Genomic DNA, 24,499 nt, shown 5'->3' on the forward strand with positions numbered 1-24,499 from the left:
GTTTATGACAGTCCTACGTTATTTTTCGCCAATACTTGCTCGGCACGATAACTGGAACGCACAAACACACCGGACACTACTTCAAAAAACCCCTTATCCAGCCCCCACTGCCGGTAACGCTCAAACTCTTCGGGGCTAACATACCGAGCGATAGGATGGTGGTTGGGCGTCGGCTGCAGATACTGACCAAGCGTCAGTATATCGACCTGCGCCGCACGCAGGTCGTCCATGCATTCGAGTATTTCCGACTCAGTTTCTCCCAGACCCAGCATAAGACTGCTTTTGGTCAGCACTTTTGGACGGAACGCTTTTGCATAGGCCAGCACATCCAGCGTCTGCTGGTAGCTGGCGCGCGGATCACGCACCGGATGAGTCAGGCGATCGACCGTCTCGATATTTTGTGCAAACACAGCAATACCAGAATCAACCACCTTTTCAACGTCTGCATGCACGCCCATAAAATCTGGCGTGAGTGTCTCCACTGCAGTGTCCGGATTCACCTCCCTCACACGCCTCACGCAGGCGGCATAGTGCCCTGCTCCACCGTCTGGCAGATCATCGCGGTTGACCGAGGTCAGTACCACGTACTTTAGATTCATCAGTTGCACCGAACGCGCGGCGTTATCTGGCTCCTGCGCATCCAGCCATCCCTTGGGGTTACCCGTATTTACCGCACAGAAACGGCAGGCTCGGGTACACACATCGCCCATCAACATGATAGTCGCCGTACCTGCACTCCAGCACTCGCTCATATTAGGGCATTTGGCCTCCTCGCACACGGTGGCCAATTTGTGCTGGTGAACGATACCCTGGACTTTCTCAAACGTAGCGCCGCCACGAACACGGATGCGCAACCAGTCAGGTTTTTTTTGACGCAGATCATCCTCACCAGAAGACTTAATACCGTCTTTAATGGCGATAATCCCCAAATCATTAACGAATTTCTCTCCGCTGCCAACCTGTACGGCCGGAATGCGGTCATTGTCAGCCATGCGCCCTAACCTTAGTGTGGAGTAAAAGTGGGGGAATTATAGCGGATCAATGCGGATCATCACAGGCGCCAGTGCAGCAATGCCTAGTGCGCCTCCGTTGCCGTGAACTTCAGTGGTTTAAAACCACCTCAAATTGCGCTATGTTGGGTGTCATCATTCGTCGTAAAAGTTGAGAAAAATGCATAAATGCACCCTGCTAATCGCCCTAGTCTTGTTGACCAGTTTGCTGGGGGCGTGCGCCCAATTCGAAAGTAAACGTGGCGTTGAGGTCAACTGGCAAGACACTGTGACCAATGAACTGGTCAATGGCACGAGTACGCGTAAAGATGTTTTGACGTTGCTTGGTCCGCCATCACAGGTCATCGCGCTGGGTGGCGAAACGGCGTTATATTACTTGTTCGAGCACTCCGAGGGCGAAGGGCTAATCTTGATTGTCTACAACCGCATGCGCATCAATACGCGCTATGACCGCGCTATCTTTTTCTTCGATGAGGACGATACGCTAACCGAGTTCGCGACGCGTTTATACCCCGCCGATGAAAGTTAGTGCCACCCGCACACTTTATCTACTGCTTACCTGCTGGTTACTGACGGGTTGTTCCCAGTGGCGCTACGACATGGGCGTCCCGATCCCGAGCGACAACCTTCCAGCGCAAAAAACGCCACTGAGTGAAGTCCTGCAGTTGCTTGGTCCGCCACTGCGGATGTCCGCCAGCGACACCGGGTTTATTATGGCCTGGGAGCACTGGGACATCCGAGAAAATTCGATTGGCATCACTCTAGGCGCACTAGGGGCTGACTTTTTTTCAGCGGACTGGGGCGAGATGCGGGTCAAAGGTGAGTTTTTATTGATGACCTTCGACCATCAGCATCTATTGACCAGTGCCACACACTCAGACTGGGACAACGACGGCGGAGGCGGCCAAGCCATTCAGCCCTTTTTTAGCTTTATCTCCGTAGTGGATGTCGAAGATCTGATCGGCCCAATGCCACAGCATGATTGGGGCAGCCTCTTGTTACAGGCCGACCTGCCGTCAGCACTGAACAGTGGCTCGAATTCCGACACAGGGCAGGAAGGACTGCAGCAGCGTGCAACCCCCAAAGCCGTTGGGCAGCAGTCTCTAGAAATGGACTAATCAACACAACTTCACACTCCCTGTATGCCCTTAGCGCCGCTCTCTTAATCGACCTTAAGTGTCAGGATATTTTACACTCTGAATTTTGGGAAAACTCGGAATTATCTTAAAGTATTGAAAGTATTAAGTTTTTTATTATTTGGCATGATAAATGCCTCTACTCGAATAGACACTATTTCGAGGAAGTAGACTATGAATAAGCAGACATCCTATAAAGTGGCCATAGCTCAATCACTTATGCTCTTTGCAACTATAATGCTGATGACTACTGCCAGCGCACAGGCAAAATCAGTGATCTACAAGTTAACAGCGAATTTGGGTGCAAGCGATATTACCTACAAGAAGGTTAATAGCGCTGACTATGATTTTAGCACCGGGGATATTCTATCGGTCAGGGTACACATAGACCCTGAGCAGCTTGATCTTGACTCTGACCCTGAAAAAGGTGAGTTTGAGAATGGAACGCTTGACCTGAGTTTCACAATCACCAGCGCCAGCGGAACGATGATCTATTCCAGTCCCGCCGCGACGAATCAGGATACCGTGCTCAAGCTCAAAAACAATTACAAGGGCAACTACGACAAGATAGAGGTGACTGACGAAAGTGTTCGCGCGGCTCTTTACGGGGGCAGCGACGTACTTGATTTCGACAAATTCAAACTGAAGCTAGAAGATGACTCAATGGATGCGTTAACGAGCACCACTCCGTTCGTAGACCCGACCATGGTGATCGGAGATTGGAGCGACAAGAATGAGTATGAAATCAAGTGGAAAGATGGCGGCGACTACATCAAGCTGAAGGGTGATTTCGATTCGCTAAGCGTAGTACCGATCCCCGCTGCGGCGTGGCTATTCGGTTCAGCTCTCCTCGCGTTATTTACGATATCGCGGCGCAGGCCTGCCTAGCCGCTACTCTCGATCAGAAGGCGCAATCGTGCCTTCGCGATCAAAGCAGCGACTGCTCTATTGACTGCCCGACCCACAAACGATTGATTATGGCCGACCCGCTCTCAATCGATCCACCCGCACCGTTTCAATCTTCCCGGTTTTTCCCGCTGCAGCGAGCAACCCATCCGATGACGCCGCCGTCACAGCAAACAGGGTTTTCCCGTCTATGCCGCCCAGCATACAAGCGTAACAGGGCTGACTAGTTTCCATCCGATTGATGACTTCACCTCCCTCTGCAACCAGTATCATCTCTGGACCGAGTGCATTCGCAACCCAAATTTCGTTGTTATCATTAAGGCAGATACCATCGGGCGCAATATTCTCGACAGCGGCCCAGACGCGGCGATTGCTCAGTGACTTATCGGCATTGATGGTGAAAGCGGTCAGGCAACTCGCTAATGTTTCAGCCACAATAAGCGTACTTCCATCGGGGGTAATAACGCTACCATTGGGAAAATGCATATCAGCCGCGGCCAAATGAACCGATCCATCGGCATCGATACGCACTAAGTTCGTGCAAGGATGATCGCTAATGACGTTGGCACCACGTGTCCGCAGCTCTGCATCAAGGTCAAAACCAAAGTTACCCACCCAGGCGCTACCGTCGGCATCGACCACCATATCGTTACATAAATGGGCTGTTAGATGACTGATGTCAGCGTGTAATACCAGGCCCATCGGTTCCAGACGCTTGACAGCGCGCTCCTTCATCGCGACAACCAGTAATCGCCCATCCGGCAGCCAACCAAGACCTGACGGCTGGTCGTCGAGCTCTAACTCAATGCGCACATCCCCTAATTCATCCACCGATTTTACGGCATGCGCATAAAAATCACTGAACCAGAGGCGCCCATCGTGCCAGCGCGGGCCTTCACCAAAATGCAGCCCTTCCAGTAGTATCGAAGTATCCGCCATACTATTTGCCTTCTTGTCTCAATTTCAGGTCCACAGCCAACCCCCTTCCACCACCGGTGTCTATACGGCAAGAGATACAGTGGCTGGCTCTGCAAAAAATGCCATTAAATTTAGCGAGCGCAATAGTTATACCCCGCACGCAGAGAATCCTCAACCGCCTAGCCTCTGGCTGGGTACCCTCCCTGCTCGATATACCGCATAATGCATAGACTAATTGTGCAATGCATCCACAATATCTTTATAGGTAGTTAATTCATGCGATCATCATTTTTGCTTGCCGCTTCTGTGGCTGCTCTGCTGCCCTTTTCAGTAGCGGCCACCTCTACCCCGCCAAAGGCCACCCTGGGCACATTCGGCATCGACACCAGTCAGATGGACCACAGCATCAAGCCCGGCGATGATTTCTACCGCTACGTCAACGGAAAATGGCTCGCGACAACAACTATTCCCGCGGACAAGTCACGCTATGGTAGCTTCGACGTGTTGCGCGATAAATCGGAGACAGATCTACATGTTCTGTTAAGCGAACTTATTGAATCGCCACCCACTGACCCCACATTAAAAAAAGTCGTGGATCTTTACCTCTCTTGGATGGATGAGGCAACGATTGAGAAGCGAGGCATAACACCGTTACAGCCCGACCTCGACCGCATCGCCGCCGCAAAAAATAACACTGATTTGATGAGGCTAATCGGCAGCCCAAACATGAGTGCTCCGTTTGGCTTTGGCATACAGCCGGATCCCGCTGACACCTCGCGCTACAAGGTGTTCATCGGCCAAGCCGGGCTGGGCATGGGGCGCGACTACTACACCAAAAAGGGTACAGAATATGACGCATTTCGTGCCGCCTATCAGGACTACATCGCCACTATTTTGCAGCTGACTGGCGATGCCGATCCGCGCGATAGCGCCGAAGCCGTTTTCGCGCTTGAAATGGCACTTGCACAGGTACAGTGGAGCCCGGCGCGACAGCGCGATGTTCAGGCAACGTATAATCCAATGAACCGTGACGCCCTCATGCAACTGGCGCCTAACGTCGACTGGCCTGTTGTGTTTGAGGCCTCTGGACTTGGGGATATCCAGCACGTGGTGGTTGGCGAGACTTCTGCGATTTCTGACGGTGCTGCCCTACTGGATTCAGTGCCTCTGGACACTTGGAAAAAGTATTTGACGTTCCATCGCGCCAGTGACACAGCAAGCCTGCTACCTAAGGACTTCGACGATGCCAACTTCGATTTTAATAGTAGGACCATGCGCGGCGTTCAGGAACAGCGGGATCGCTGGAAGCGCGGCGTGACCCTGGTCGACAATAATTTAGGCGACGGCCTCGGACAAGCTTACGTGAAAAAACACTTTCCACCAGAACATAAGGCACAGATGGAGCAACTGGTGAATAATTTGCTGGCTGCGTTAAAAGCCCGTATCGACACGCTAGACTGGATGGATAGTGCAACACGTGTTGAAGCCCTGAAAAAGTTAGCCACCTTCGATCCACGTATCGGCTACCCATCAAAGTGGCGCGATTACTCGGGGCTGGTCGTTGAGCCAGGCACACTGTTCGAAAATGTTCAAAATGCCGACCGGTTCGAGTGGGAACGTCGGGTTAGTCGATTGAATCAGCCGGTGGATCGAGACGAATGGCATATGACGCCTCCGACGGTCAACGCATACTACTCTCCGTTAATGAACCAGATCACCTTTCCTGCCGCCATATTGCAGCCACCCTTCTTCGACGGCAAGGCAGATCCAGCCGTTAACTATGGTGGCATTGGCGCAGTTATCGGTCATGAGATCGGTCACGGCTTTGACGACCAGGGCCGCCAGTTCGACGAGAACGGTCGCATTCGAAACTGGTGGACACCCGCTACGGTAAAGCGTTTTACCGCTGCCACGAAAGAACTGAGCGAGCAATACAGTGCGTACTGCCCCATTCCCGGAAATGACAAGACCTGTGTCAACGGCGCTCTTACCCTGGGCGAGAACATCGGCGATCTGGGGGGCATGCAGATGGCCTATACGGCCTACAGGCTTTCGCTGCAGGGACGCGAAGCGCCTGTGATTGAGGGCTTCACCGGCGACCAGCGTTTCTTTATGGCTTGGGCTCAGGTCTGGCGGGGAAAGTCTCGTGATGACGCCCTGCTTAATTTGCTGCTCACTAACCCACATGCTCCAGAAATGGTGCGTGGTCAAAATCCCCAGCGAAATATTGACGAATGGTATGAGGCGTTTGGCGTCACAAAAGATGACGCTATGTATTTGCCCCCAGAGAGTCGCGTGCGCATTTGGTAGCGCTTTGAACGTCAGCAACAAATGTCTGAGCTGGGAGACACCACGAGCGTGGGACTACCGAAACAATATGACGCAAATGAATTAGGAGCCTGACGTGTATTTCCACGCCTTATTTTTGGGTCAGGCGACGTCGTATTCCTGTAACCCTGTGGCCTCATGTAAGCGCTTATACTCCTTGAAATTTCCAGCAAAAAGAAACGAGGCATGCCCTGAATCATTCGTGTAGTAGCTGTTGCAGTCGGGCGAGCCCCAGCTGAATTTAGCGAACTTTTCATCCATAGTGTTATTGTAGCTCTGAAACTCCTCCCTTTTTATATCAAGAGATTGTTTACCCGCACTGCGCAGATCTGACAGCAGCCCTACAATCGTTTCAACATTGCGCTCAGCAGTGATGAAATAAGACACGTTTAGCACGAGGCCGTTTGGACCGACTGCGAAAAAGAAATTAGGGAAGTCTGGCACAGAAATGCCCTTGTGCGCTCGCGGTTCATCCCCCATCACAGTACCCAAGTTTGCGCCATTGAGTCCAATCACATCGAAGCGATCATAATCTAAAATTCTATAGCCGGTACAGTAGATAATGACATCCGCATCGATTTCTCGGCCGCCACTGGTCACGACGCCTGACGGCGTTATTTGAGCCACCCCCTCCGCTACTAGCTCGACATTATCTCGATTCAGTGCTGGATAGAAGTCATCCGATACTAGGCCACGCTTGCAACCGTAGCGTGTGTCTGGCGTCAACACCTTGCGCAGTGCGGGGTCGTCGATGGCGCGATTGATAAATTTTTCTACCATACCTTCAAACTGGCCCATGCGCTTATGGCCATTAGTCACCGCGTACTCTACTTGCCCCATAAGCAGACTTTGTATCCACCGAGTGAGCTTGATCAGAGTGGGGAACTGCCGAAACCGCCAACGCTGTCCAGCGCTATATTCTTTGCGCCCTCGAGGCATAATCCAGTTAGCGGAGCGCTGTAATACGGTCAGTTGGCCTGCCTCTTTGGCCACCTCCGGCACAATCTGAACCGCGCTGGCGGCAGACCCCACAACAACCACGCGCTTGCCTTTGAGATCCACATCGTGATTCCAGCGTGTCGCGTGCCAACTATCACCCTCGAAACTGTCGATGCCTTCCACGCTGGGATAGAGGGGCGTGTGCTGATTGCCCATTGCATTGATGAGAATATCAAAAACCCCCAGCGGACCCGCCTCCGACTCCAATTGCCATTGACCCGATTCTTTATACTCAGCCCGAACGATACGAGTATTGAACTGCATATGCGGATCAAGACCAAACTCTGTGGCACATTTAGCGAGATACGCCTGTATCTCGGCGAAACCCACAAAGCTCGCACTCCAGTCGGGATTAGGCGCATACGAAAAGGAGTAGGAGTGGGCCCAAACGTCACAGGCCAGCCCAGGATAGGAATGTAGACGCCAAGTCCCTCCGGGAGCATCCAATACATCAAAAATTGTAAAGTCTGAAAACCCTTGTTTCAGCAACTCACGACCCGCGGCAATACCCGCGGGCCCTGATCCTATTATGGCAATACGCATTCTTGGACAGCCTGTAGTCGTTTAAAGTTGATAGGATCATAATACTGAACAATCCGACGCTGGCCCACTCAGCCGTATCAACAATCCGTACCGAACGCGGAGTATTTCATTGTTAGCACTCGCAAGATAATATTGGCCGCTGCGCGCTAAGAAATGATGGTGCGCCTAGCGATAGACCCAGGTTTTCTTTGGCTCGGTACCGGCTTCATACTCAATCACTTGTATATCGAACCAGATCGGCAGGAGATATTGCAGATAGAATGCATGCGTGGTGGTGGGAGCAATGACGAGATCTTCATACTCTTTTATGCGCACACGATCGTCTTTTTTCTGCCACTGCCTGCATTTCGCCATCAGGTCATCAACTTCCGCACGACTTTCGCACAAGAAGCCCAGGTGATCGTAACCGGGCGAGTGAAGATGCTCATCCTGCTCCATCAACAGTAGGAACTGACTGACCTCATCGTCTGTGGCCAACAATAGACCAGCCGTGTCGAATAATGGTACTTCTATCGCATTAAAACCGAATACCTCACTGTAAAAAGTCACAATGGCGTCTCGGTCGCGCTCAAGAGCGCCCGGCGGCAACGTCAATTCCATATGATTAAAGCGTAATGCAGACATACAATACTTCCCTCGATTCTGTGTTTTACCTAGAGGACGATTCCTGTTGGTCGTTCGTCGTATTTACCGCAAACCCCCCTCATTGGCGCGGAGGCAAGCACCATGCTGTGCCAGCACAGACTGAGCGGTTGCAGGATTCGCACAATACCTTAAACGCTGAATCAATCAAACAACATAGTTATGTAGGCCACAAAAAGGACCAGATGAACAACGCCGTGAATAACATTTGTCTTCTCGCTAGAGAACGTCACCACCGACACCAGAATTGTGGTGAGAAGTAATACGCTGTCGACAGGGTCTAGGCCGAGAATAACTTTGTTGCCCGTTGTCAAACTAATCATCATGATGACCGGCACAGTCAAGCCGATGGTAGCAACGGCTGAGCCAAGGCAAATGTTAATTGAGCGCTGCACTCGATTATCAACCGCCGATTTAAGCGCCGCCAACCCCTCTGGCGCCAGCACAAGAAGTGCGATGATAACGCCCCCAAGTGCGACTGGCGCGCTAAACACCATCACCTGGTAGTCAATAATTTTTGCCATACTCTTAGACAGTAGAACAATCGGCAGCATGTTGGCGAGAAGAAACACGACATGGAAACCGACCGACCTCACTACAATATCACCATGATCGTGGACATCCTCAGCTGACTCTCCCGGGCCAACAAAGAACCCTCGGTGACGAAGCGTCTGCATGATTAGGAAGGCGCCGTAAAGCCCCGCTGATGCGGCTAGGGCAAACACCATCTGCGCAACGGAGTATGTGCCCAGCGCACTGGATACCGTAAAGTTAGGAAGAATCAGGCTGAGGACGGCCAGTGGTATCAATACCACGAGAAAGGTATTGGCGCCCTGCAGGTTATGCGCCTGCTCCACATGAGGAAGCCCGCCAAACAGTAACGAGAGTCCGACGAGTCCATTGAGGGCTATCATTAAAACAGCGAACATCATGTCCCTGCCCAGCCCCGGGTTCTGATCCCCGTTAAGCATAACGGCCGAGATCATAACTACCTCGATACTAATCACCGAAAGCGTCAGAATAAGCGTGCCGTAAGGTTCGCCCAGTTTGACCGCCAAACAATCGGCATGGTGTACAACGCCAAACGACAACCACAGCATGACCGGAAACAGCCAACCGAATAATAACAACGGGGTAGTCCAACCCGACAGTTGGGACAGCCATCCGCCACCCAGCACTAGGAATATGACCAGCGTGATCAGGCCTACAATAAGTCCTGACTCCCGCCTGATAATTTCCACCGGGGCGTAAGGCTGCGATTTTTCCATTGTCATATAGGCCGATTTCCAGTCTAACGACGGTGAAAGCGCTATTTCTAGCCCTTAGAAATTTTCAGCACTTGGCCGATCTTAAGGAAATCATTGATCCGACCGTTTGTTCGGCGCAAGTGTTGAACACTGGTGCCGTAGCGAATAGCAATATCCCAAAGCGTATCACCACGATTAACACGATACGTCATTTCATTGCTCGCGAGACTATCTGGCCTGCCGACATCGCTCGCCACTGAGTTTGTATCCGGTAACTGTAGCTTCTGGCCAATCTTAATCAGATTTGAGCTTAACCCATTTACCGCACGCAGTTGCGCCACACGGACGCCGGTACGGATAGAGATATCCGATAGCGTGTCACCCCGCCGGACTACATAGCCTTGACCATTAGCTCCACCTTGCAGAGATCTAGACATCCCTGCCAACCTTGTTTCATAGCGTTCGACAAATACGGCAACATGGTAATGGGGAGGACGTCGTTCGCGGGTAACATCAATAACGCGATCTTTCTCTAGGGCAAGCAACGTTTTTTGGAGCCAAGAATGACACTTCTGCTCCCTTGGCACTCTCAAATCAATTGCCATGCCCGCTGGATGCACAGATTTTGCAGCAGAGTTGGCTGGCTGGCGATCCTTAGGTCTCAGCAAACTGGTTACGGTGAGCTTCTCGCCACAGGCTCTGTGATATTGCGCGCTGAGACGATCCAAAAATACTTTTGCTCCAGGAACCACATAAGGGAATGAGACGTCATGTAACACCAACTGGTTATCTGCATTCACTCTGACCAGTCGGCCACTGTTGACTAGCCCTCGGACCGAACCTGAATTCTTTACGAAGGTATACCCGTAGGCATGAGCAGCGCGGTATTGATTCTCGATTGACGTCGGAGAACCCTTAAGAGTCTGTGCCTGCGCCAAACTGCCGCCCAGCAACGAAAAAAGCATAAGCGCAGTGGCGATCAGATTTTTCACTTTGTTCCCCCACGTAAACACTGATTCAAATGGTAACGCCAAGCATCTACGACGCGCTTGATCTAAGTTAGAACCCAATACTCCCGTGAATTGTCACGATTGTCCAGTATCTTATTGTATTTATTACTAATAAAATTATTTTAGAGACATCTTAGATAACCTTCTCGGACGTTTCCTGCCTGAACACCAAGGGAAAACTGAAAAAAGCTGCTTTATAAGCGATAAATTTAGCCTAACCTGCTCGCCAATTACTCATTTTCGGTCTATGGTGGAGGACTGGGATGCAATTTTATGCTCTAACTTTTGATTTTAAAGTCGTGAAAGCTTTTGATTGCTTACAGCAAGGCGTCATAGCCATTGCCTTATATGCCCTCCAAATAAAAAAAACAGCGTGCATGAGTCATCGCTGATGAGTCTAAAATGAGCATGAAAGCAGCAAAACATCTCGTCAAAATTATAGCGGCATTCGCATTGATCGTCCTTGGGGCTGTATCCCTCAATGCAGCAGCGGCTGTGATCAATCCCGCGACAGGGGACGCTGAGTTTGGGGGCAGTCTTGCACAGACACGCGGCAACGTGATGGACATTGATATACGTGTTGACGAGCCGACTGCTGAAGGAAGACTGGCGAATGAGGGCTCTGCGAGTGACTCAGATCTACTTGGGCAAGTGCTCGATTCTGATATTGTCAGTACATCGGTAGTTCCGCTTCCCGCAGCAGCATGGATGTTTGGAGCTGCGCTGTTCGGATTATTGAGCATCGCCAGGCGCAGGCAGACAAACAAATCTTGAAGTACACGTGTCGCGAAGGTGGCGGCAGGATTGGCATCCTAACTTGATTATATAATCCTCATCTAAACAACATATCGTCTTTCTGATTGTCTTCGTCTGTATAGTCTCCTGTGACGGGTTAAAGATGCCGACGTTTACGACACTCCCGACGTTACCGCGAACCATGCGGCCCGTAAAGTCTACCAATCGCGGCTCTGCGCGCCTACTCTAGCTCGAACTCGGAGGCTCCCAGTGGCGGCCTAGTTATGATGAAAACCGTGTAACCCTGTTGCAGGCCGGCGGTTGTCCTGATATATTTTTTAAGGTTGGAACCTACCCTCTTACCACCTTATACATTGAAGGCGTGAACATTTAACAACCCGCAGTAGTAAGCATTGCGTGATGTCCGTGTAGAAATCATGGCGGACGGCGCAAGTAAATTGTTCGGAGAAAACAAGTTGAGCAGACCAGTGGAATCTCTTAGCGAAGCAGAACTCTATGAAATTGCAGCTCTCGAAGAAAAATTGCGATCGTGCGTGGGCGCCAAAGCGGGCCCTTTTCTAGCCTGGGACAGCGTTAATCGTGCAATGATTCGCCATTGGTGCGAAGCGATGGGAGACAATAACCCCGCGTATAGTGATCCTGCTGTGGCGGCCGTTATGGGTACGCCAGCGGGCGCCGTAATCGCCCCGCCCACAATGATGCAGGCATGGACGATGACAGGATTTGGCGGACAGCATCCTCCGGGGTCTGATACACGTGAGCAAAATCCTGCCATGCGACACTTTGCAGAACATGGTTACCTAGCGGTAGTTGCAACCAACTGCGAACAAGAGTATGCGCAGCCGATTTGTGAAGGCGATAAGCTTAGCGGCTACTCAACGATTGAGTTTGTCTCCGAGCGCAAGACAACCGCATTGGGCGTGGGCTATTTTGTCACCCAACTTACTGAATATAGAAATCAACACGATGAGGTGGTTGGCACCATGCGTTTCCGCATCTTGAAATATAAACCTCTTTTGCCGCTTTAGAACCACTCGAACGACCGCCAACTGAAGAAAGCAGATTATAACAGAGCACAGGCCTTATGGATTTTAAAAAAACAGAAACGCACCATTCGATGGAAGCACTATCCCAAAATATTTTTCGTGACCAGGTATCTGACGCTTATCACAAGTTAGATCAAGCCAGGACTGAAGGCTTCGATGCTGATCTTTGGCGTGTGCTGGCTGACGCAGGACTGCTCGGCGCTATTGTCGGCGAGGATTTCGGCGGTAGCGGTTTGAACTTTTTAGAGGCCAGTACGTTACTTGAAGCCCAAGGCGCTGTACTGGCAAAGCTTCCACTTTGGCAGAGTATTGTTGCCGCGCAGGCGATAGAAAAATTTGGATCAATGCAGAACAAACAGTCGCTTCTGCCTGCTTTTTCTGCGGGTGACTCACACCTTACAATTGCTGTCGCTGAAGCTACAGGAAATGGGCTAAACAGCATACTCTCTCTTAACGATGATAAAGTATCAGGCTGCGTGAATAACGTCGCATTTGCAAAAGATGCAGCAGCAATTCTATTACCTTTGAAAACTGAGCGTGGTCATGTACTTTACCTGCTAGACCTGAATCAAGACATCGTAACGGTCGCACTACAGATCGCCAGCAATAACGAGTCACATTATCAGTTAACTTTTCATGACATGTCGATTGATCCAAGACGAATCATTGGGCCCTCTTCAAGCTTGGATATGCTGGAGTGGGTGCTACAGCGAAGTTATGTCGCAATAGCCACTTTACAATTAGGTGTGGTTGAAGAAGCGATTAAGCGCACCGCCCTTTACGTAAGTGAACGCCATCAATTTAATAAGCCGCTAGCCAGCTTTCAGGCCGTTAGTCATCGAGCTGCCAATGGTTATATAGACTACTCATCCCTACGCGCTTGTGTTTGGCTTGCAGCATATAAAATCAGTAGCGGCCAAGACGCAACCACCGAATCGCGCACAGCAAAGTGGTGGGCGTGCGAAGCTGGCCATAGAATAGGCCATACGGCACAGCATTTGCATGGCGGCATGGGAGCAGACATTGACTATCCTATACATCGCTATTTTCTGTGGGCAAAACAGCTCGAATATACTTTAGGCGGAGCGCAAGAGCAGTTGGCGCAGCTTGGAAAAAAATTAGCTGATGACGATGGCCTAGGGATTGCCGTATGAATAATGTTGACTTTAGCACCGTCCGGGTGGGTGATCGACTGCCAGAATTAAACATCGATATCACCGCGAAGTTAATTACAGGTGGGGCCATTGCATCCCGTGATTATCAGAATGTTCATCACGATCAAGATGCTGCTCGAGAGCTTGGGTCACCTAACATTTTCATGAATATATTAACTACTAACGGTTTTGTCGGTCGCTATGTTACCGATTGGACTGGGCCATCTGGCGTTCTAAAGAAGGTATCGATTAGATTGGGCGCGCCAAACTACCCGGGTGACTCAATGATAATGAATGGTGAAATTATCAGAAAAGACGATACCGAGCGCTCTGCCACGTTAAACATCACAGGTAAAAATACTATTGGTGATCATGTGATAGGGGAAGTTGTCGTGCTACTGCCCTGAGCCTTAGGCCTTCAAATAATTTCGATGAGCCCTACCACCAACCCTATTCAAATGAGTTAGATGCATATGTTTCTTGAACAAAGTGAAAAGCAAGTCGCTCTACGTAAAGAGATAAGGGCCTATTTTTCAAAGCTGATGACGCCGAAGAATAAGGAGGCAGTACGCAATAAAGAAGCAGGTGACGCCTATAAAGAGATTATTCGTCAGATCGGAAAAGATGGGTGGCTGACCGTAGGATGGCCAAAGGAATATGGCGGCAAGGGCTACGGCGCGCAAGAATCACTGATATTTTTTGAAGAAACTCGCATTTCTGGTGCACCCTTTCCTTTTGTTACCGTTAACACTGTGGGGCCGGCATTAATCGCCCATGGAGCCGCAGAACATAAGTCATTTTTTTTACCTAAGATAGCAACGGGTGAATTACATTTTGCCATCGGTTATACGGAGCCAAGTTCTGGCACTGATTTGGCGTCGCTAAGCACTAGTGCCGTGGCCCAGGGTGCCGACTATCTTATTAATGGCAACAAAATCTACACAACTGGCGCTGAAGCAGCCGATTATGTTTGGCTGGCAGCGCGCACCGACTCTGATGCAAGTAAACGCCATAAAGGCATCACCATTTTTATGGTATCTACGGATCAACCAGGCTACTCTTTTTCGCCGATCCACACCATTGGTGGCGCTAGAACAAATGTGACTTACTATGACAATATGCGTTGCCCCGCTAACATGATTGCGGGCGAATTAAATGGAGGCTGGAAGCTAGTCACGTCGCAGCTCAATCATGAGCGAGTAGGCTTAGCCGCTTGCGGGATCAATGCGTTGGCGATGTACAGTCGCGTCTTAGCTTGGGCAAGAGAGGCACAGCCCGATGGTGGTCGGCCCATTGACGTGCCTTGGGTGCAACTCGCATTAGCTGAATCACACAATATTCTTGAAGCGATGCGCGTAATGAATTGGCAGGCGGCATGGGAAAATGATCACGGGGAGCCCGGCCCTGCCTTTTCTTCCGCCATTAAGGCGGGAAGTTCGGAAGCGGTTATCGAGGTTTATCGTTTATTGATGGACGTGCTTGGAGCTCAGGGCATGCTGCAGCGTGGTAGCGCAGGGGCAATACTTCAAGGAGACCTTGAGAACGAATACCGCAGCTGGCAGATTAATACCTTTGGCGGTGGCGTCGCAGAAGTGATGCGCGACTTGGTCGCCCGCTTTGGCTTAGAGATGAAGGCCTATAAGCGTTAGCAATACAATACACAATATGGATTAGCGAGACAGCTGATTGTTAGAACAAAAGAGAGAATACTATGGAGCAAGCACTACGGCCTAGAATCGGTGTCAATAAGGATACCCAGTTTTTTTGGGATGGATTAAAGGGCGGTAAACTGTTGATACAGCACTGCCAGAACTGTGATCAGCTACAACACCCCCCCGGCGCGTGCTGCAAACATTGCCAATCATTTGACTTAGATGCGATCGAATCATGTGGCCGCGGCGAGATCCACAGTTTTGTACGAATGCATCACCCTATTCAACCGCCGTTTGAGGCGGGGCACCCTATCATCTTAGTGCAGCTTGAAGAGGGCACGCGAATTATAGCGGGGCTCATTAATAGCACACCTGAGCAGGTGTGTATCGGTGAGCGAGTGAAGCTAACGATAACGCGATGTGATGACGAAGTGACCTTGGCACTGTTTGAGCCTGCCTAGATTGAAAACAATCCGTGTCCAGTATAAGCGCTTCAGTTGCCACTTGTAGAAGCGGTTTTGATAGGTCATTTCGACATCTAATTTCGACGTAGTTTGCAGATAAGGTAGAGCATGAACGACAGAACGATTAGTGGTAAGACAGCCATTGTAGGCATTGGTGCAACGGAGTTTTCAAAACACTCGGGGCGCAGTGAAATGCGTTTGGCGGTCGAAGCCGTCTTGGCCGCATGCGCAGATGCGGGTATCGCGCCTGCTGAGGTGGACGGCATTAGCACCTATACGATGGACAATAACCCCGAAATGGAAGTGCACCGTCTGATCGGTGGTAAAGCGCTTAAAATGTTTTCGCGCATCGACTACGGCGGCGGGGCTGCCTGTGGGCCACTGTTGCAAGCAGCTATGGCTATTTCAACTGGCATCTGTGAGTGTGTATTAGTTTATCGGGCCATGAACGAGCGTTCAGAATACCGATTTGGTACGGGAGTCGCTGATCGTGGCGCGGATCCAACACACGAAACTGCGGCATTCGGGTGGCATAGTCCTCATGGCCTGATCACACCTGCGTCCTGGGTAGCGATGGCCGCCTCTGCATATTTGCATAAATATGACGCTACAACGCTAGATTTAGGCAGAGTGTCCGTAGGTGGCCGCTCAATGGCGGCGACCAACCCAAACGCCTGGTTTTATCAAAAACCGATTACGCTAGAGGATCATCAAAATAGCCGGTGGATTTGCGAGCCACTGCGTTTGCTTGATTGCTGCCAGGAATCCGACGGCGCAGTTGCCTGTATCGTTGTGTCTGCTGAGCGTGCTAAAGATTTGAAGCAAAAGCCGGCTTTTATTCGCGGAGCAGCACAGGGCTCTTGTGATGATCAACAGTCCATGACCTCATACTACCGCGATGATATGACGCGTCTAACAGAATGTGCATTAGTGGCCGAGCAACTGTATCGACAAGCTGGGGTCGGCCCAAACGATATTCAAACAGCGGTTATTTATGACCATTTTACCCCTTATGTACTGATGCAACTGGAAGAATACGGATTTTGCGGGCGCGGAGAAGCCAAGGATTTCGTGCGAGGTGGAGAGCACCTTATGAGCGGGAAATTGCCCATCAATGCACACGGCGGCCAACTCGGCGAGGCCTATATTCACGGCATGAATGGCGTTGCTGAGGGCGTTCGACAGATCCGAGGGCAGTCCGTCAATCAAGTTGACGATGTAAAGCATGTTGTCGTCACGGCCGGAACAGGTGTACCTACGAGTGGCTTGCTTTTAGGGGCAGAAAACTAGCGCTTTACCTGATAACTGGACAACTTTAAATCCCAGGTAGATGGCCCAACACCGGCCTCTCTAAGTTTAAATTTCTGCACCTTATTTGTTGGCGTCATAGGTAATGAGTCAACAAAATCTATATACCTAGGAACGAAGTAATGTGGGGCATTTTCATTTATGAACTCCGCCAAGTCCTCACAGCTTAAATCTGAACCGCCTTGCAGCACCACGTTAAGCTTCAGTTCATGTTCACCCGCAACCTCTGCCAATGGGATACCAAAGGCAGCGACCTCTCTGACCGCTGCGTGCCGAATAGCAACACTCTCGACCTCCATAGTTGAAATGTTCCTACCCGCGTATCGTATAGCATCTTTTTTTCGATCAACAAAAAATAGTGCGCCCGTAATCGGGTCTTGTCGCCCCAAGTCGCCAGTACGATACCACTCTCCAAAAAATGCCTCGTGCGTCGCAATCACATCATCAAAATATCCATTGAAAACAACATAGGGCTCTAATGGTTTGACGCATATCTCTCCGATCTTTTCACCGGCCACTGGCAGTCCTGCGTCATCCATAAGACACACTTCGCTGTCATCGACGGAGAAGCCTAACGCGTGCAAGGGGATATCGTCGCGCTCTTCCAACTGGTTGCATACCAATAAGCACTCACTTTGTCCTAGGCCACCGCGCGTGATTTTAAGCCCAAAGCGCTCTTCGAACCGTTGTCTTTGCTCTGCCGAAAGAGGCACAACTCCCGCTGTATGCAGCGTATTCTTTGCGTCATCCGCTTTCTCTGGCGCATTGAGTAAAAAAACGCCCATCGCGCCTAACACAAACGTTTGTGTCGCTTTAAATTGACTAATACGATCCCAAAATGTTGTCACAGAAAACTTCTGCTCAATCACGCAGGGTATGCCTTCCAGCAGCGCGCGGTAGATGCCCGTAATCCAGGCGGCTGAATGATACAGCGGCAGTGTATTGTAGATAACATCACCGCCGCGAGAGTTGTACTGCTTACTTGCACCGTAGACGATCGCACGAATCCAGCAATTATAGCTTTGCATGACTCCTTTTGATTTTCCCGTGGTGCCAGAGGTCCACAAAATTGAGCACGTATCACCGTAGTCAAGCTCAGATCGCTCAACGGTTATGGCGGCGGCACTCAGTAGACTTTCATAACTTATAGGATTGAGTAACGTGGATTGGTCGACGTCGCCCACCAATACGATAGCCTCATTCCCCAGTCTGTTTTGCACGGCTGCCACACAATTTTGTAGTGCGCTATCAACCACCAGCACTTTGTAGCGGCAACGCAGTAAATTATCTAACAACCAGTCACCTTTGTACTCAGCGTTAATAGGCGTCCACACCGCCCCAAGTTTGTTTATCGCAAGCGCCAGTAGCACCATCTCGACATCATTGCTGAGCATTAACGCGACACGGTCATTCGGCTCAACACCTATACTGCGTAAACCGCCTGCTAATTGGCCTGTCACTGCATCGACTTCTGCGAAGGTCAATCGCCGCTGATCCGTCAGAAGAAATTCACCAGAACCATTTTCTATCGCCTGCCTCCGCAATATCGCCGGGAAATTGCGATTTTCAGGCTTGCTCACATCAACTTGGTTCATTCTTTACGCTCGATAATTTTTAATCACAGGGCATACTAACAGCCTATTGACACAGAATCTTAGCTCGATATCACGAGCTTGTGGCTGAAGATAGGACTGATTCATGGCAGAATATTTCCAAATCAGGGAAGGGGGCGCTACACCCTCCCCTCCTCCCCAGCGGGGCTGCAGAAGCGGCAATCCACTTCCAATGCTCAACGTATCGTTCGGGCTACAGCCAATTAAAACCTGTCGAGGTTCATCACTTTTGTCCATGCTGCAATAAAATCTGCCACAAAGCGCTGTTTCGAGTCACTTGAGGCATAAATTTCAGCAATAGAACGTAGGATCGAATTTGAACCAAAAACCAAATCAGCCCGTGTTCCTGTAAACTTTACTGTGCCAGTTGCACGATCTTTACCCTCAAACATCTCCTCATCTGTGCCGATTGATGACCACGCAATGCTCATATCGAGCAGATTGACAAAGAAGTCATTGCTCAATGTTCCAACACTATTGGTAAATACGCCATTTTTGGAACCACCTGCATTCGCTCCAAGGACGCGCAGTCCACCGAGGATCACTGTCATCTCTGGAGCCGTCAACGTCAGCAGGGATGCCTTGTCCACGAGCAGTGCTTCAGTTGAACGCGTGTCATTGGTCTTTTTGTAGTTACGAAACCCATCAAACGTGGGCTCGAGCACTTCAAAAGATTCAACGTCTGTCAGCGCCTGAGTAGCGTCACCGCGGCCCGGGGTGAAAGGAACGCTTGCGCCGCTGGCTTCTTCAATTGCCGCTGCACCACCGAGCACAATGAGATCAGCGAGAGAGACCTGTGTGCCGCTGGCATTGAAGGCGACCTGAATACCTTCGAGCGTTGTGATCACCGCGCCCACACCAGACGAGGTATTAATGCCCCAGTCTTTTTGCGGTGCGAGGCGAATGCGGGCGCCGTTGGCTCCACCGCGCTTATCTGACCCGCGGAAGGTAGAGGCAGAAGCCCATGCCGTGTTGACGAGCTGCGCGACCGTAAGGCCAGAAGCGAGAATCGTTATTTTCAGGTCTGCGATTTCTGCATCACTGATTACGGGGCCAGAATGTGCAGTAATTGGATCTTGCCAGATCAACTCTTCGCCTGGAACTTCTTCCCCGAGGTAACGCGAAATGGGTCCCATGTCGCGGTGGGTGAGCTTGTACCATGCGCGAGCATAGGCGTCTGCAAACTCCACAGGATTGCCATGAAAGTGCTTGGAAATCTTGGCATACTCAGGGTCCATTTTCAGCGCCATGTCAGCCGTTGTCATCATCAGCGGCTCAGTATTTGATGGGTCATGCGCTGCTGGCGGCTGATCTGCGTGAGAAGCCGCAGTTGGCGTCCACTGCACATGACCGGCTCCACTTGTCGTTTGTTCCCACTCATAACCCAGTAGAACGTCAAAATAACCCATATCCCATTGCGTGGGGCTTACAGTCCAAGCGCCTTCAAAACCGGCTGTAGTTGTATCGCCACCTTTACCTGTCCCATAGCTGTTTATCCAACCCAAGCCCATATCCTCCATACGAGCGCCCTCAGGCGCAGCGCCCACTTTGTCCTCCGGACCGGCGCCGTGGCCTTTACCGAATGTGTGGCCTCCCGCTACAAGCGCTACCGTTTCATAATCATTCATCGCCATACGCTTAAACGTATCGCGGATGTCATAGGCAGATTTCAGTGGATCCGGGTTCCCATTGGGTCCCTCCGGATTCACATAGATTAGGCCCATCTGAACTGCTCCAAGCGGCGCCTCCAGATCGCGCTCACCCGTATACCGCTTGTCATCGAGCCACTCGGTTTCCGGACCCCAGTAAATGTCTTCTTCAGGCTCGAAAACATCTTCGCGCCCTCCGCCGAAGCCAAAGGTTTTGAAGCCCATAGACTCCATGGCGACATTGCCCGTTAAAATCATCAGGTCAGCCCATGAAATCTTGTTGCCGTACTTCTGCTTGATGGGCCAAAGAAGACGACGTGCTTTGTCAAGATTGCCATTGTCGGGCCAGCTATTGAGTGGTGCAAAACGCTGTGAACCCGTGGATGCTCCTCCGCGACCGTCATAAGTGCGGTATGTACCAGCGCTGTGCCAGGCCATACGAACAAAGAGACCGCCATAGTGACCAAAATCAGCGGGCCACCAATCCTGACTATCGGTCATCAACTCGGTCAGGTCTTTTTTCAAGGCTTTCAAGTCGAGACTATTAAAAGCTTCTGCATAGCTGAAAGATGCCTCAAGCGGTCGCGCCTGAGCTGCATTCTGGTTCAAAATCTTCAGATTTAATTGATGCGGCCACCAATGCTGGTTAGCGGTACTACCCGTTGCTGCCGCTTTATTGGGGCCATGTAGAACCGGGCACTTGCTTTCGTTGCTCATAATAATCCCTCACTCACTTGTCTTGATATATTGCGCGCTTTTACACTAATAGCAGCTAAAAGATGGGCCTTTAGCCCTTTCCTAGCAACAGCCTATAATCATATTAGAATTGTGTAAAATGATCAAAATTAATAGACACTATAGATAATAACTATGGTAATTTCTGTCTTGTGACGATGGTCACTCATATTCTAGATTGAACTGTACATTCTCCCTCTGGATGCTCAAGGATTAAGCTTGCAACTATCAACACGGTCGGTAGGCAGACATGGATATTGTCAACCAGCAGCATGCGCGGCCTCATCCCTCGTTATACTATATGACTTATATCCACATCCTTGAGGCTCATCAGTGCGGCTATATTTTGGCGGATTATTATTTGTTCTCATCGCTTTCTCTACCGTGAGTGTTGGCGAACCAGCCAACAGTATTTCCTCCGGTGCGCCAACGGCTGCTGACGGACGTTTTACCAACTCTGCCGGCGATATAGGGCACGGTTCACTTGCGGTACGTTTGCCATTTATGTTGCGTCGCTTCGGCACGTATTTCAGAGATGGCGGGGGGAGACCTAACCGAATTGCCAACGATGGCGTATTCCTAAGAGAAAACGCCGGCCACGGCATCCCCACTGTCACCTGGATAGGACACGCTAGCCTCCTAGTGCAGATGGAGCAGGTTTCCTTCCTCACCGACCCAACCTGGTCAAATCGGCCGAGTCCGGTGCCACTGATAGGTCCAAGTCGTTTTGTCGCACCCGGACTGGCGATGGATGACCTACCACCGATTGATTTTGTGCTTATCTCCCACAATCACTATGACCATCTTGACCTACCTACCCTGAGATCGCTGGCAGAACGCAATCCCGCAACGGTGTTCTATGTTCCTTTAGGTAATGGTGCACTCTTGCAGCAACAAGGGATCGCGAATGTGGAAGAGCTCGACTGGGGGGAAACGCATGCTTACAAAGGCGTCACTATCCACTGTCTTCCCGCGCAACACTGGAGCAAACGCAGTCTGACAGATGACCGCAAGGCCCTTTGGTCATCGTGGGCGGTGATTGGTGCGAAACAACGTTTTTACTTTGCGGGAGATACCGGCTATTTCGATGGCTTTACAATGATTGGAGAGGCGCTTGGTCCATTCGACCTAGTGGCGGTGCCTATCGGGGCGTACGAACCGAGGGCAATGATGCGTGGTTCACATATGAACCCAGAAGAAGCGCTGCGTGCGGCCATCGATTTGCGTGCCAGCATCGCTGTGGCGATTCATTTCGGCACGTTTGACCTGTCTGATGAGCCGCTGGCAGAGCCACCGCAGCGTTTCAACGAGGCGGCGAAAAACTCTGAACTGGGTAGCGACGCGGCATGGATTCTTGATATTGGTGAGACCCGTGCATTCTGACTTAAACAGAGATAGCAAAATCTCCTAAAGCTGCGTCTATTCAGTCGCGAACAGCCGCATCAATTCGCTGCATCAGAGACAGTTCTAAATCGGGCGCTGCTTCTGCTGCCAAGCACTCTGCCAGCTCCTCCCGATTTTTGACGCCTAAAACCAACGTCTCAACCCCGGGCATCGACAAGGCGTATTGATGCGCAAGTTGCGCCGGAGAGATCCCCATCTCAGCAGCGATCAAGCGAAACGGTGCGGCGCGCTCAAAATCAATCTGTTCTGCTGAATTCGCCGCGACGGGTCTGTCAATGACGCTGGTGAGCGAGCCTGCTGCAACCGCTCTAACACCCATGACACCAACAGAGTGCTTTCTTGCGTGCTGAATGACTGCCCGAGGGTCGGGTTTTTCTGCGGCAATGGCCATACCACCCGCTGAATCCAGCAAATTGCTCACACACTGAACAACATCAGGGCGTCTTTGCGCACTGATAATATCCAAATTAGTTACCTGCGTACTGGCAGCTGTCACACCCCAAGCCCTAATTCGCCCGCTCTGCTTAAGCTTTTCAAAGGCCGGAATGACATAGTGATTAAAGGTCGACGAGGTAACTGCAATTTTTGATAACACTGTGTGCGGAATTTTCGTCTGCCAATTATCGGGAACAACATAACCATGCAGTATAAAAAAATCAATATAGTCTCGTTTTAGCAACGCCAAACTTTGCTGTAGGGAACTCGATAATATGCCTTCAATATCTACGCCGCTTGCAGCGCCTAACAGGCATTTAGTGGTCAATAGAACAGCGTCCGGGTACCCATCAGGAAAAGCCAGACCCATCACTTTTTCTGCCTCACCGTCACCATACAAGGGCGCCATATCAAACAGATTGATACCTGCTTCATACGCGGCATTAACAGTCTTTATCGCCTCGCCCTGAGACGTGGAACCCCAGACTTGCCCAATACCCCCGCCGCCTAATGTATAACGACTAACATCAAATAACTGACCCAACTTTTTTTGTTGCATGAGCTTCTCACCTGTTAAAACTCGTTAATCTGTTTCCTTCCGAAACACATGCTCACCACTGTTTACACACTCTGAGCTATCCGACATAACAGCTCTCTGGTCTGGATATGCTCCTCGGAGGATGTTGCAAACACCGACGCCGCATAATCCGTGACTCCGGAATCCCTTAGTTTTGCTAGGCAATCTTCGACTTCACTGGCGCTGCCAACCAGTGCCAAATCGCCAGGTTCGCTCACCCCTTCTTTTTCAAACATTGCCTTATAGGAAGGCAACTGCCCATACATAGAAAGGGTTTTAGAAATTTGGTCCCTAAGCGCAGCGGGGTTATTAGTCACACAGATGGGTAAGGTCGCAATAATGCGCGGCGAAACTCTGCCCGCTTTCTCAGCCGCTGCAGCGATCGTCGGTACGATATGTTCAGCAATTGTCTTAGGGCCCACCCATGCAAGCGTAGTACCATCGGTTCTGGTACCTGCGACTCTCAATGCTTGAGAGCCAAGCGCCGCGACAACGACACCGGGCCTGGGGCCGGCTGTTCTGAACACTTCAGCCTCGCAAGAAAGTGTTTCTCCCTTGAATGCTACTTTGCCGTCTTCAAGCAACGGCATCAGTATGGAAAGATATTCCCTCAGGTGGCGTATTGGTTTGTCGAATCCAATTCCCAACTGCGCCATCATCACCTCGTGCGAGAGCCCTATGCCAAGCGTTAGACGGCCATTTGTCGCTGTTTGAGTCGTCAGCGCCTGACCTGCCATCGCCATAGGATGCCGCGGCAAGGTCGGAACAATCGCTGTTCCCAATTCAATATCTGGGACTGTCTGAGCAACCACCGACAACACCGTCAGCGCGTCAAACCCTCCGGTTGGATGTTCTGCTAACCAGTAGCTTGAGAATCCGTCCTTAAATGCTGATCGCGCATCTTCTGTGATTGCTTCAATAGAGGCTTTTAGTACCAGCCCTGTTCCATTAATGCCAATCTTCATGG

General features: G+C 50.7%; 22 protein-coding genes. 12 read left to right on the forward strand and 10 right to left on the reverse strand.

Annotation, left to right across the window (positions count from 1 at the left end):
• Positions 1-2: 2 nt before the first annotated feature.
• Complete coding sequence (lipA, locus tag ABXT62_RS09990) at positions 3-992, reverse strand: lipoyl synthase (protein ID WP_415355110.1); 990 nt, start codon at positions 990-992, stop codon at positions 3-5.
• A gap of 178 nt (positions 993-1,170) precedes the next feature.
• Here lipA and ABXT62_RS09995 point away from each other — a divergent pair, with 178 nt between their 5' ends.
• The 3 genes from ABXT62_RS09995 to ABXT62_RS10005 all read left to right on the forward strand — a co-directional run bounded on the left by ABXT62_RS09995 (position 1,171) and on the right by ABXT62_RS10005 (position 3,034).
• The gene (locus tag ABXT62_RS09995) at positions 1,171-1,539 is read left to right on the forward strand and encodes a hypothetical protein (RefSeq protein ID WP_415355111.1); all 369 of its coding nucleotides are present in this window, start codon (positions 1,171-1,173) and stop codon (positions 1,537-1,539) included.
• The gene (locus ABXT62_RS10000; protein ID WP_415355112.1) at positions 1,529-2,128 is read left to right on the forward strand and encodes a hypothetical protein; all 600 of its coding nucleotides are present in this window, start codon (positions 1,529-1,531) and stop codon (positions 2,126-2,128) included. Before ABXT62_RS09995 ends, ABXT62_RS10000 begins: the two co-directional genes overlap by 11 nt.
• Before the next feature lie 192 nt (positions 2,129-2,320).
• Entirely contained in the window at positions 2,321-3,034 is a 714-nt protein-coding gene (locus ABXT62_RS10005) for a hypothetical protein (protein ID WP_415355113.1), read from the forward strand.
• Positions 3,035-3,121: 87 nt separating this feature from the next.
• On the opposite strand, the gene ABXT62_RS10010 is transcribed toward ABXT62_RS10005, so the two are convergent.
• Positions 3,122-3,991 carry an SMP-30/gluconolactonase/LRE family protein gene (locus ABXT62_RS10010; protein ID WP_415355114.1) on the reverse strand — a complete coding sequence of 290 codons (870 nt, stop codon included), beginning with the start codon at positions 3,989-3,991 and terminating at the stop codon, positions 3,122-3,124.
• 255 nt (positions 3,992-4,246) lie between these two features.
• Here ABXT62_RS10010 and ABXT62_RS10015 point away from each other — a divergent pair, with 255 nt between their 5' ends.
• Positions 4,247-6,280 (forward strand): M13 family metallopeptidase, encoded by a 2,034-nt coding sequence (locus ABXT62_RS10015; protein ID WP_415355115.1) that lies wholly within the window; start codon positions 4,247-4,249, stop codon positions 6,278-6,280.
• Between the two features lie 120 nt (positions 6,281-6,400).
• On the opposite strand, the gene ABXT62_RS10020 is transcribed toward ABXT62_RS10015, so the two are convergent.
• From ABXT62_RS10020 to ABXT62_RS10035, 4 genes are all read right to left on the reverse strand, one after another.
• Positions 6,401-7,840 carry a flavin-containing monooxygenase gene (locus tag ABXT62_RS10020; RefSeq protein WP_415355116.1) on the reverse strand — a complete coding sequence of 480 codons (1,440 nt, stop codon included), beginning with the start codon at positions 7,838-7,840 and terminating at the stop codon, positions 6,401-6,403.
• Between the two features lie 165 nt (positions 7,841-8,005).
• Complete coding sequence (locus tag ABXT62_RS10025) at positions 8,006-8,464, reverse strand: VOC family protein (protein WP_415355117.1); 459 nt, start codon at positions 8,462-8,464, stop codon at positions 8,006-8,008.
• 161 nt (positions 8,465-8,625) lie between these two features.
• Positions 8,626-9,756 carry a calcium:proton antiporter gene (locus tag ABXT62_RS10030; protein WP_415355118.1) on the reverse strand — a complete coding sequence of 377 codons (1,131 nt, stop codon included), beginning with the start codon at positions 9,754-9,756 and terminating at the stop codon, positions 8,626-8,628.
• Between the two features lie 41 nt (positions 9,757-9,797).
• On the reverse strand, positions 9,798-10,721 hold the full coding sequence (locus tag ABXT62_RS10035; RefSeq protein ID WP_415355119.1) for a DUF5715 family protein: 924 nt from the start codon (positions 10,719-10,721) through the stop codon (positions 9,798-9,800).
• A 420-nt stretch (positions 10,722-11,141) separates the two neighbouring features.
• Between ABXT62_RS10035 and ABXT62_RS10040 the strand changes: the two genes are divergently transcribed.
• From ABXT62_RS10040 to ABXT62_RS10070, 7 genes are all read left to right on the forward strand, one after another.
• Positions 11,142-11,513: a VPLPA-CTERM sorting domain-containing protein gene (locus tag ABXT62_RS10040; RefSeq protein ID WP_415355120.1), complete on the forward strand. Its 372-nt coding sequence runs from the start codon at positions 11,142-11,144 to the stop codon at positions 11,511-11,513.
• A 437-nt stretch (positions 11,514-11,950) separates the two neighbouring features.
• A complete protein-coding gene (locus ABXT62_RS10045) occupies positions 11,951-12,523 on the forward strand; it encodes a MaoC family dehydratase N-terminal domain-containing protein (protein WP_415355121.1) in 573 nt (190 codons plus the stop codon).
• 56 nt (positions 12,524-12,579) lie between these two features.
• A complete protein-coding gene (locus ABXT62_RS10050) occupies positions 12,580-13,695 on the forward strand; it encodes an acyl-CoA dehydrogenase family protein (RefSeq protein ID WP_415355122.1) in 1,116 nt (371 codons plus the stop codon).
• Positions 13,692-14,102 carry a MaoC family dehydratase gene (locus tag ABXT62_RS10055; protein WP_415355123.1) on the forward strand — a complete coding sequence of 137 codons (411 nt, stop codon included), beginning with the start codon at positions 13,692-13,694 and terminating at the stop codon, positions 14,100-14,102. Before ABXT62_RS10050 ends, ABXT62_RS10055 begins: the two co-directional genes overlap by 4 nt.
• 66 nt (positions 14,103-14,168) lie before the next feature.
• Positions 14,169-15,344, forward strand: coding sequence for an acyl-CoA dehydrogenase family protein (locus ABXT62_RS10060; RefSeq protein ID WP_415355124.1), 1,176 nt, complete (start codon positions 14,169-14,171; stop codon positions 15,342-15,344).
• Positions 15,345-15,406: 62 nt separating this feature from the next.
• Positions 15,407-15,808, forward strand: a complete 402-nt coding sequence (locus ABXT62_RS10065; RefSeq protein ID WP_415355125.1) for a Zn-ribbon domain-containing OB-fold protein — start codon at positions 15,407-15,409, stop codon at positions 15,806-15,808.
• Between the two features lie 111 nt (positions 15,809-15,919).
• Positions 15,920-17,101 (forward strand): lipid-transfer protein, encoded by a 1,182-nt coding sequence (locus tag ABXT62_RS10070; protein ID WP_415355126.1) that lies wholly within the window; start codon positions 15,920-15,922, stop codon positions 17,099-17,101.
• Here ABXT62_RS10070 and ABXT62_RS10075 read toward each other — a convergent pair.
• Both ABXT62_RS10075 and katG read right to left on the reverse strand, forming a co-directional pair.
• On the reverse strand, positions 17,098-18,714 hold the full coding sequence (locus ABXT62_RS10075; RefSeq protein WP_415355127.1) for a class I adenylate-forming enzyme family protein: 1,617 nt from the start codon (positions 18,712-18,714) through the stop codon (positions 17,098-17,100). The two genes, ABXT62_RS10070 and ABXT62_RS10075, sit on opposite strands and share 4 nt — an antisense overlap.
• Before the next feature lie 221 nt (positions 18,715-18,935).
• The gene (katG, locus tag ABXT62_RS10080; RefSeq protein ID WP_415355128.1) at positions 18,936-21,098 is read right to left on the reverse strand and encodes a catalase/peroxidase HPI; all 2,163 of its coding nucleotides are present in this window, start codon (positions 21,096-21,098) and stop codon (positions 18,936-18,938) included.
• Positions 21,099-21,449: 351 nt separating this feature from the next.
• On the opposite strand from katG, the gene ABXT62_RS10085 reads away from it, so the two are divergent.
• Positions 21,450-22,499 carry an MBL fold metallo-hydrolase gene (locus ABXT62_RS10085; protein ID WP_415355129.1) on the forward strand — a complete coding sequence of 350 codons (1,050 nt, stop codon included), beginning with the start codon at positions 21,450-21,452 and terminating at the stop codon, positions 22,497-22,499.
• 40 nt (positions 22,500-22,539) lie between these two features.
• Here the strand turns inward: ABXT62_RS10085 and ABXT62_RS10090 are convergent, their stop codons facing one another.
• The gene (locus ABXT62_RS10090) at positions 22,540-23,514 is read right to left on the reverse strand and encodes an aldo/keto reductase (RefSeq protein ID WP_415355130.1); all 975 of its coding nucleotides are present in this window, start codon (positions 23,512-23,514) and stop codon (positions 22,540-22,542) included.
• 62 nt (positions 23,515-23,576) lie between these two features.
• Positions 23,577-24,497, reverse strand: coding sequence for a TIGR03564 family F420-dependent LLM class oxidoreductase (locus ABXT62_RS10095; RefSeq protein WP_415355131.1), 921 nt, complete (start codon positions 24,495-24,497; stop codon positions 23,577-23,579).
• Positions 24,498-24,499 lie beyond the last annotated feature (2 nt).

The sequence above is a fragment of the Halioglobus sp. Uisw_031 genome (genome assembly GCF_047729875.1).
GTDB lineage: Bacteria > Pseudomonadota > Gammaproteobacteria > Pseudomonadales > Halieaceae > Marimicrobium.

Bases quoted from the DNA above. Each gene is read 5' to 3' on its own strand.
- lipA (WP_415355110.1), bottom strand. From the start codon at position 992: ATGGCTGACAATGACCGCATTCCGGCCGTACAGGTTGGCAGCGGAGAG.
- ABXT62_RS09995 (WP_415355111.1), top strand. From the start codon at position 1,171: ATGCATAAATGCACCCTGCTAATCGCCCTAGTCTTGTTGACCAGTTTG.
- ABXT62_RS10000 (WP_415355112.1), top strand. From the start codon at position 1,529: ATGAAAGTTAGTGCCACCCGCACACTTTATCTACTGCTTACCTGCTGG.
- ABXT62_RS10005 (WP_415355113.1), top strand. From the start codon at position 2,321: ATGAATAAGCAGACATCCTATAAAGTGGCCATAGCTCAATCACTTATG.
- ABXT62_RS10010 (WP_415355114.1), bottom strand. From the start codon at position 3,991: ATGGCGGATACTTCGATACTACTGGAAGGGCTGCATTTTGGTGAAGGC.
- ABXT62_RS10015 (WP_415355115.1), top strand. From the start codon at position 4,247: ATGCGATCATCATTTTTGCTTGCCGCTTCTGTGGCTGCTCTGCTGCCC.
- ABXT62_RS10020 (WP_415355116.1), bottom strand. From the start codon at position 7,840: ATGCGTATTGCCATAATAGGATCAGGGCCCGCGGGTATTGCCGCGGGT.
- ABXT62_RS10025 (WP_415355117.1), bottom strand. From the start codon at position 8,464: ATGTCTGCATTACGCTTTAATCATATGGAATTGACGTTGCCGCCGGGC.
- ABXT62_RS10030 (WP_415355118.1), bottom strand. From the start codon at position 9,756: ATGACAATGGAAAAATCGCAGCCTTACGCCCCGGTGGAAATTATCAGG.
- ABXT62_RS10040 (WP_415355120.1), top strand. From the start codon at position 11,142: ATGAGCATGAAAGCAGCAAAACATCTCGTCAAAATTATAGCGGCATTC.
- ABXT62_RS10050 (WP_415355122.1), top strand. From the start codon at position 12,580: ATGGATTTTAAAAAAACAGAAACGCACCATTCGATGGAAGCACTATCC.
- ABXT62_RS10055 (WP_415355123.1), top strand. From the start codon at position 13,692: ATGAATAATGTTGACTTTAGCACCGTCCGGGTGGGTGATCGACTGCCA.
- ABXT62_RS10060 (WP_415355124.1), top strand. From the start codon at position 14,169: ATGTTTCTTGAACAAAGTGAAAAGCAAGTCGCTCTACGTAAAGAGATA.
- ABXT62_RS10065 (WP_415355125.1), top strand. From the start codon at position 15,407: ATGGAGCAAGCACTACGGCCTAGAATCGGTGTCAATAAGGATACCCAG.
- ABXT62_RS10070 (WP_415355126.1), top strand. From the start codon at position 15,920: ATGAACGACAGAACGATTAGTGGTAAGACAGCCATTGTAGGCATTGGT.
- ABXT62_RS10075 (WP_415355127.1), bottom strand. From the start codon at position 18,714: ATGAACCAAGTTGATGTGAGCAAGCCTGAAAATCGCAATTTCCCGGCG.
- katG (WP_415355128.1), bottom strand. From the start codon at position 21,098: ATGAGCAACGAAAGCAAGTGCCCGGTTCTACATGGCCCCAATAAAGCG.
- ABXT62_RS10090 (WP_415355130.1), bottom strand. From the start codon at position 23,514: ATGCAACAAAAAAAGTTGGGTCAGTTATTTGATGTTAGTCGTTATACA.
- ABXT62_RS10095 (WP_415355131.1), bottom strand. From the start codon at position 24,497: ATGAAGATTGGCATTAATGGAACAGGGCTGGTACTAAAAGCCTCTATT.